The sequence below is a fragment of the Micromonospora sp. NPDC003776 genome, assembly GCF_053605645.1.
Genome location: NZ_JBSGJR010000511.1, coordinates 1 through 5124 on the forward strand (window position 1 = coordinate 1; position 5124 = coordinate 5124).

The 5124-nt window shown below is 73.8% G+C and carries 7 protein-coding genes and 1 pseudogene; 4 read left to right on the forward strand and 4 right to left on the reverse strand.

What is annotated here, in order from left to right:
* Positions 1-328: 328 nt before the first annotated feature.
* The 4 genes from ACWEVO_RS29575 to ACWEVO_RS29590 form a co-directional block, all read right to left on the reverse strand.
* Complete coding sequence (locus tag ACWEVO_RS29575; RefSeq protein WP_452310759.1) at positions 329-598, reverse strand: hypothetical protein; 270 nt, start codon at positions 596-598, stop codon at positions 329-331.
* An 89-nt stretch (positions 599-687) separates the two neighbouring features.
* Positions 688-1503 (reverse strand): DUF2809 domain-containing protein, encoded by an 816-nt coding sequence (locus ACWEVO_RS29580; protein ID WP_452310760.1) that lies wholly within the window; start codon positions 1501-1503, stop codon positions 688-690.
* Between the two features lie 61 nt (positions 1504-1564).
* On the reverse strand, positions 1565-2239 hold the full coding sequence (locus ACWEVO_RS29585) for a L,D-transpeptidase family protein (protein WP_452310761.1): 675 nt from the start codon (positions 2237-2239) through the stop codon (positions 1565-1567).
* Between the two features lie 146 nt (positions 2240-2385).
* Positions 2386-2727 (reverse strand): hypothetical protein, encoded by a 342-nt coding sequence (locus ACWEVO_RS29590; protein WP_452310762.1) that lies wholly within the window; start codon positions 2725-2727, stop codon positions 2386-2388.
* 126 nt (positions 2728-2853) lie between these two features.
* On the opposite strand from ACWEVO_RS29590, the gene ACWEVO_RS29595 reads away from it, so the two are divergent.
* The 4 genes and pseudogenes from ACWEVO_RS29595 to ACWEVO_RS29610 all read left to right on the forward strand — a co-directional run.
* Positions 2854-3606 (forward strand): dienelactone hydrolase family protein, encoded by a 753-nt coding sequence (locus ACWEVO_RS29595; RefSeq protein ID WP_452310763.1) that lies wholly within the window; start codon positions 2854-2856, stop codon positions 3604-3606.
* Between the two features lie 61 nt (positions 3607-3667).
* Positions 3668-4294 (forward strand): maleylpyruvate isomerase family mycothiol-dependent enzyme, encoded by a 627-nt coding sequence (locus ACWEVO_RS29600; RefSeq protein ID WP_452310764.1) that lies wholly within the window; start codon positions 3668-3670, stop codon positions 4292-4294.
* Between the two features lie 63 nt (positions 4295-4357).
* Positions 4358-4891 carry a hypothetical protein gene (locus ACWEVO_RS29605; protein WP_452310765.1) on the forward strand — a complete coding sequence of 178 codons (534 nt, stop codon included), beginning with the start codon at positions 4358-4360 and terminating at the stop codon, positions 4889-4891.
* A gap of 34 nt (positions 4892-4925) precedes the next feature.
* Positions 4926-5124 (forward strand): annotated as a pseudogene (locus ACWEVO_RS29610) (FUSC family protein); the annotation flags it as partial.

A 5124-nucleotide genomic window follows, 5' to 3' on the forward strand; every position in this document is an offset into this window, starting at 1 on the left:
CCATCACCACCGCCGGGAGTGGCCCGGTGGCAGGACGTGGAGCCGACCATAAGACCCGCCCCGGCGGGCCGGTGGCCATGAAACGTCAACCCGGCACCGCCCACGCGGACAAGACCGGGACCGTCCCACCGCAAGGCGGGACATGCCGACCAGTCGCTAAAGCGCACTGACAGGTAACGGAGACGCCGGTCCGCATCGGGCTGGACCCGAACGCGCTGCGCCTCATGGCCCCGGCGGAGAGCCCGGACCGCTGACGGGGCCAGCGCGACGGCCGAGGACACCCGACCGGAGCGACGGTCGGGAGTGGACGGGCCACGTGGGCCGGCCCTCAGCCGCGGCGGTCCTCATCCGGTAGCGGGATCTCCTGGTTCTGCTCCACCGCGTCGGCCGGGGTGAGATCGTCGCGTACCGCGTGGGCCAGGTCGGTGCGGTCGCTCGGTGGCGCCAGGACGCCCTGCTCCGCCAGGTCGGCCTCGGACGCCTCGGGAACCGCGTCGGAGACCCGGTCCGGCGGGCCGACCACCGTCTCGTCCTGCTGCTGTTCCCGGGCGTCGGCCTCCGGCGGTCGCCGCAGCGGATCGTCCTGCTCATCGCTCATCCCAGCTCCCTGCGGGTCCGGTCACGTACGCGGACGCCCTGGGTACCCGGCACCCGGTGGATCATGCTCCCCGACCTCGAAGGGCGCCGTCAGCGGGTGCGTTCCACGAACGGCGCGGTCTGGTCGGCGACCTCCCCGTACTCGGCGGGAAGCTGCGTCACGACCTGCCCGTACGCCTCCGGCGACAGCGCCTCGCGCAGCACGTCGAACACGGCCGTCACCGCGTCCTTCGCCTGGTCGACGTCCACGTCGGCGCGCCCGCTGACCCGTTCCACGAAGACATCGAGCCCGAACCGCTCGGCGGTCTCCCCGGAGGCGAACGCGTACGGCCGCAGGCCGGTCGGCAGCTGACCGGCCAGGTCCCGCGCCTCGCCGCCGTCGATCCGTTCCGCCAGGGTGGTCAGCGTGGCCCGGGCGAGGGCGGTCGCCTGCTCCGACGACGTCCCGGTACGCTTCGCCACCAGGCCGATGAACTGGTTGTCGTCCATCGTGAGGGCCCTTCTCTCGGCTGGATGCCCGGTCTTCCCCGTCAGCGCCCCGGCAAACGGCGCCCGCGCGTGCAGCACGACGAGGGGCACCACGCCCATCGGGTACCAGAGCAGGTCGACCGGGTCGAACTGCACGCCGAGCACCAGCCGGGCCAGCAGGTTGTGCGCCGACAGCGCGGCCGGCACGCCGGTGAGCTGGAAGGTCTCCATCGCCGTGCACCAGGCGACGGCCAGCAGCCCCGCCGGGACCGGCCGCAGCCGCGGCCACAGCAGGTGCATCCCCGCGTACGTCATCGAGGCGTAGAGGGCGGTGCCGGAGAACTGCTCCGGCCAGCCGTCGGTCAGTGCCCGCACGGCCAGCGCCACCGCCAGGAAGAACCCCGCCGCCACCAGCATCGCCAGCCGGAACCGGATCATCCGGCCGATCCTACGGCGACGGCGGCCCCCGGGATCCCCCGGAAGCCGCCGTGCGGTGCGATCAGCGGTAGATGTGCACCGGCACGCCGACGCCGATGACCGACCAGAGCCGGTTCATCGCCGGGATCGGCACCCGGACGCACCCGTGACTGGCCGGGTACGCCGGCACGGACGTCGCGCCGTGCACCGCGTACCCGCGGTAGAAGTAGTTCGGCCGCCACAGCAGGCCCAGGTCGCTCTGCCGCCAGCCGTCGATGCGTCGCTGGATGGTGTAGTTGCCGGTGGGCGTGGGGGTGCTCGCCTTGCCGCTGGAGGCGTCGAGGATGCGTACCACTGACCCCCCGCGCGCCAGGTACAGCACCTGCTTGCTCAGGTTGGCCTCCAGCGAATAGCCGGTGTGCGTGTACTTCGGCTTCGGGATCACCGGATTGGCCAGCGCCGCCCAGGTGCGCGGGCCGACGATGCCGTCCCGGGCCAGGCTGTTGACCTTCTGGAAGGCGACCACGGCGTGGAAGGTCGACGGGCCGAAGATGCCGTCGACGCCGCCGACGTCGTAGTGCAGGGCGGTGAGCCGGCGTTGCAACGTGGCCACCGCGGCGCCGCGGGAACCCTGCTGGATGGTCGGCTGGCTGGTGGTGGCGACCAGCGTCACGGTGGTGAGCGGGCCGGGGGACGACCCGGCGATCGACGGGGGAATGGCCGGCACGGCCAGGCCGGCGGCCACGAGGACGGCCATCCCGAGCGTGGCTCGGATACCGGGACGGCGGGTGGTGGGTGGTGAGACGGGAAGCATTGCTCCTCCCTTCGCGAACTCCTGCTTCGACGGTAGTTCGCGAAGTCCAGGGCGTCTGCCCCCGTTCGGGTCGATTGTGGAGGTCGGGCTCAGGCGACTCGGGGCGTCGGCAGGATTGCCAGGCGGTGCGCCGTACCCGAGATGTCGCCGGTGCGCTCCACTGACGGCGACGGGACCTCGGCCGTGCCCGCGATGGTGGCCTCGTCCGCGCCGCCGCCGTCACCGCCGCCCGCCGGCGGGACGGCCTGCCGTACCTCGCCGAGCAGGACCAGGAGCCGGTCCACGTCGTCGACGGGCATCCGGAAGGAGCCCCGGCAGACGGTGCCGCTCCACAGCGACAGCACCACCGCGCCGCGGTCCGGGTGGTAGCTGACCCGCATCGTCCGGTCCTCGCCGCGCAGGTCGGTGAACAGGTCACCGAAGCTGGGCATCGGTCGCACCTCTCCCATCCACCAAGCATGCCCGCTCGACCCGCCGACCGGAAGACCTCGCCGTGCCGGCCGCCATGCCCAGGCGTAGCGTGCGGTGCGGTACGCGCGACGCAAGGAGGTCCCAGAGTGCAGACGACGACCGTGGACGTGCCCACCGGCGACGGGGTGGCCGACGCCTACCTCGTCCGGCCCGACGGCGACGGACCCTTTCCCGGGGTGCTGGTGTTCATGGACGCGTTCGGGCTGCGCCCCCGGATGGCGGAGATGGCCGAGACCATCGCCGCCCGCGGATACGTGGTGCTGGTGCCGAACCTGTTTCACCGGTTCGGCCGTGCGCCGCTGGTCGACCTGTCCGGGCTCGGCGACGACGCGCAGCGCGGAGCGCTGTTCCAGCAGCTCGGCCCGATGATCGGCGCCCTCACCTCGGAGGTGGTGGCCCGGGACACGGCCGCCTACCTGGACTTCCTGACCGGGCAGCCGGACGTGACGCCCGGCCCGGTCGCCATCACCGGCTACTGCATGGGCGGCACCAACGCGCTGCGGGCGATCGAGGCGCACCCGGACCGGATCGCCGCGGCGGCCGCCTTCCACGCCGGGCGGGTGGTCACCGACGCCCCGGACAGCCCGCACCTGGGCGTCGGCGCGGTCACCGGGGAGCTGTACTTCGGCCACGCCGACCAGGACCAGTCGATGACCGCCGAGCAGATCGAAACCCTGGAGAAGGCCCTCGACGCGGCCGGGGTCGCCTACACCTCCGAGGTCTACCGGGGGGCCCGGCACGGCTACACCCAGTCCGACACTCCGATGTACGACGAGCAGGCCACCGAGCGGCACTGGGCCGCCCTGTTCGGCCTGCTCGACCGCACCTTCCGCCGCTGACCGGGCCGCGACCGGGCGTGCCCGGGAGGGGACCGCGACGCCGGTACCCGAGGATGGTGGGGTGAACGCCGACCTGCTTCCGATGATCGCGGCCGAGCGACGCCGGATCGCCGACCTGATCGACTCGCTCACCCCCGAGCAGCTCGCCGCGCCGAGCCTGTGCGGGTCATGGACCACCCGCGAGGTGGCCGCGCACCTGGCGGTGCCGTTCGTCGTGCCGCAGTGGCGGCTCCTGCCCGCGTTCGTGCGGTCCGGCTTCAACCTGCACGGCGCGAACGCCCGCCTGGCCCGGGAGGTGGGCCGCCGGCCGGCGGGCGAGCTGGCCGCGGTGCTGCGGTCGAACGCGGAGCACCCGCTGCGACCGCCGGTGGTCGGGCACCCGGGTCAGCTCACCGACCTGCAGGTGCACGGGCAGGACATCCGCCGCCCCCTCGGCGTCGGCGCCGAGCTGCACCCGGACCGGCTGCGCGTGTCGCTGGACTTCCTGCTGAGCGGGCGGGCCATCGGCTTCGTCAACCGGCGGCGGATCGCCGGGCTGCGGTTCGAGGCCACCGACCTGGACTGGTCGGCCGGGGACGGGCCGCAGGTACGGGGCACCGGCGAGGCGCTGCTGCTCGCGCTGAGCGGCCGGCGGGTCGTACTGCCCGAACTCGCCGGCGACGGCGTTGCGGTGCTGGCCGGACGCTGACCCCGGTCGCGGGGCGGCAGCCGTGGGACCGCTTGGCCGTCGCGGATCGGCTACCGTCCGGGCGTGACACGTCGACGGGTCGTCCTGCTGGTGGTCCCGGTGCTCGCCTTCACCGCCGGCGCCTGCGCGCCGCACGCGGACGTGGACCTGCCCGGACCGTTGCGGGACGACCTCGCCGTGCGGGCGGTGGACGCGCTCGAGCACGACCCGATCTTCCGCACCGAGGTGACCCGGGAACCGGGTTGGCACCCGATCTGCGTGGCCACGGTGTTCGGCGTCAGCCCGCCGGGCGCCGACACCGTCGCGAAGGCCGACACGATCTTCGCCCGCGCGGACTGCGCCTGGCTGCCACCGCCGGGCACCACCCCCGGGAATCTGGACGAGTTGCCGGGCGAGTCGGTGCCGATCGCACTGCGAATCGGACCACCGCTCACATACCAGGTGCCCGAGGACGGCGAAGGTTATCCGGACAGCATCCGCCGGATCTTCCCGAAGGAACTGCAGCAGGCCGCCTTCGCTGGTGCCGACCCGTCCGCCCGCGACCGCTTGCGGGAGCGGCTGCGTAGGGGGTCGACACCCGCCCCGTCGCCCAGCTGAGCAATCACCGGCCGTACGCCGGGTAACCGCCACCATGGCCGAGCACCGTCACACCGCCGACACCGTCCGATCGCCGCTGAACCGGGCCGTTCGGCGGGGTGGCCGGGCGGTGGCGCGGGCCCGCAGCCAGGGCGGCCAGGCCGGGCGGCTGCGGCTGCGCCAGCTGGAGATCACCGGGGTGATCGCCGTGCAGTCCGGGCTCGCCGCCGGGCTCGCCGCCCTGCTCGCCCAGC